This is a genomic window from Streptosporangium sp. NPDC020072 (assembly GCF_040631445.1).
Classification (GTDB): Bacteria; Actinomycetota; Actinomycetes; order Streptosporangiales; family Streptosporangiaceae; genus Streptosporangium.
In genome coordinates this window covers 1-2,074 of the sequence record NZ_JBEYAB010000038.1, presented here as the reverse complement: position 1 = coordinate 2,074, position 2,074 = coordinate 1, and the positions used below count along the sequence as shown (strand labels likewise).

Here is a 2,074-nt window from a genome sequence, read left to right as displayed (position 1 = left end):
CGCATGGGCATCTCGAAGAACACCGTGAAAAGCGCGCTGGCGGCCGATACACCGCCGAAGTACCGGCGGCCCGGCAAAGGCTCGATCGCAGACGCAGCCGAGCCGCAGATCCGAAAACTGCTGGCCGAGTTCCCGGACATGCCCGCGACGGTGATCGCTGAACGGATCGGCTGGCAGCGGTCGCTGACCGTGCTCAAAGACCGGGTGCGGCTGCTGCGACCGCACTACAAGCCCGTCGACCCGTCGTCCCGGACGACCTACCAGGCCGGGGAACTGGCCCAATGCGATCTATGGTTCCCGCCGGTGAAGATCCCCCTCGGCGCCGGGCATCGGGCCAGCCCACCGGTCCTGGTCATGGTGTCGGGCTATTCACGCTGGCTGATGGCCCGGATGCTGCCCTCTCGCACGGCCGGGGACCTGTTCGCCGGGCACTGGGCGCTGCTGTCACAGCTGGGGGCGGTCCCCAAGACCCTCATCTGGGACAACGAGTCAGCGATCGGCCAGTGGAAGCAGGGCAAACCCCAGCTGAGTGCTGACGCCAACGCCTTCCGCGGCGCCCTGGGCATCCGGATCGCCCAGTGCAGACCCGGCGACCCTGAGGCCAAAGGGCTGGTGGAAAGAGCCAACGGCTATCTGGAGACCTCGTTTCTGCCCGGCCGCGGCTTCGTCTCCCCCCACGACTTCAACACCCAGCTCGCCGACTGGCTGGCCAAGGCCAACACCCGTCATCATCGGCGCATCGAGTGCCGGCCGGCCGACCGGCTGGGCGCGGACCTGGCGGCGATGGTGGCGCTGCCACCCGTCGCTCCGGCAGTCGGGTGGCGCGCCTCGGTCCGGCTGCCGCGCGATCACTACGTCCGCATCGCCTCGTGTGACTACTCGGTGCATCCTTCGGTGATCGGCCGGCTGGTCGAGGTCGTCGCCGATCTGGGCCAGGTCGGCGTGACCTGCGCCGGTCAGATGGTCGCCCGGCACGAGCGGTGCTGGGCGCCGCATCAGACCATCACCGACCCGGTGCATGAACACGCCGCCGCCCTGTTGCGCGGCACACGTCTGCGCACGGCGGCCACCATGGCCACCGGCCCGGCCGATACCGACGACGTTGAGCAGCGTCGGCTCAGCGACTACGACACGGCGCTGGGCATCGAGGGGATCGAGGGAGTGGCGTGATGGCCGAGTCGGCGGCTTCGAGGCCGGGCGGCAAAGCGGCGGCGGGCAGTTCCCGCAGGTCCCGCGATATCGGTGCTGAGCTGGCCTATCTCACCCGGGTGCTCAAGGCGCCGTCGCTGGCGGCCGCGGTTGACCGGCTGGCTGAGCGGGCCCGGGCCGAATCCTGGAGTCATGAGGAGTTCCTGGCCGCCTGCCTGCAACGAGAGGTGTCGGCCCGTGAGTCCCACGGGGGTGAGGCACGGATCCGGTTCGCCCGGTTCCCGGCCCGCAAAGCGCTGGAGGACTTCGATTACGATCATCAGCGGTCCCTCAAGCGCGACCTCATCGCTCATCTGGGGACGTTGGACTTCGTCGCCGCCCGGGAGAACGTGGTCTTCCTGGGTCCGCCCGGCACCGGCAAGACCCACCTGTCCATCGGTTTGGGTATTCGTGCCTGCCAGGCCGGGCACCGGGTCGCGTTCGCCACCGCCGCCCAGTGGGTCGATCGCCTGGCCGAGGCTCATGCCGCCGGGAAGCTCCAAGACGAGCTGACGAAACTGTCGCGCGTCCCGGTCCTGGTCGTTGACGAGGTCGGCTACATCCCGTTCGAGCCCGAGGCGGCCAATCTGTTCTTCCAGCTGGTTTCCAGCCGCTACGAACGAGCGAGTTTGATCGTTACGAGCAACAAGCCGTTCGGCCGTTGGGGAGAGGTCTTCGGCGATGATGTGGTGGCCGCCGCGATGATCGATCGCCTTGTTCATCATGCCGAGGTCATCAGCCTCAAGGGAGACAGCTACCGTCTCAAGAATCGTGATCTCGGTCGTGTTCCTGCGGCGGGTCACAGCAGCGATCAGTAACGATCAAGCACATCAGGGGGTCAGAATTCAGGCGACGTCAGAGGGTCAAGATTCAGCCGTCGTTGACA

General features: G+C 67.6%; 2 protein-coding genes. Both read left to right on the top strand.

Annotated elements, in window-relative coordinates:
• A partial coding sequence (gene istA / locus ABZ470_RS41630; protein ID WP_362918719.1) for an IS21 family transposase occupies positions 1–1,170 on the top strand: 1,170 nt, incomplete at its 5' end.
• Positions 1,170–2,006 (top strand): IS21-like element helper ATPase IstB, encoded by an 837-nt coding sequence (gene istB, locus ABZ470_RS41625; protein ID WP_362785734.1) that lies wholly within the window; start codon positions 1,170–1,172, stop codon positions 2,004–2,006. The genes istA and istB, both read left to right, overlap by 1 nt.
• Positions 2,007–2,074 lie beyond the last annotated feature (68 nt).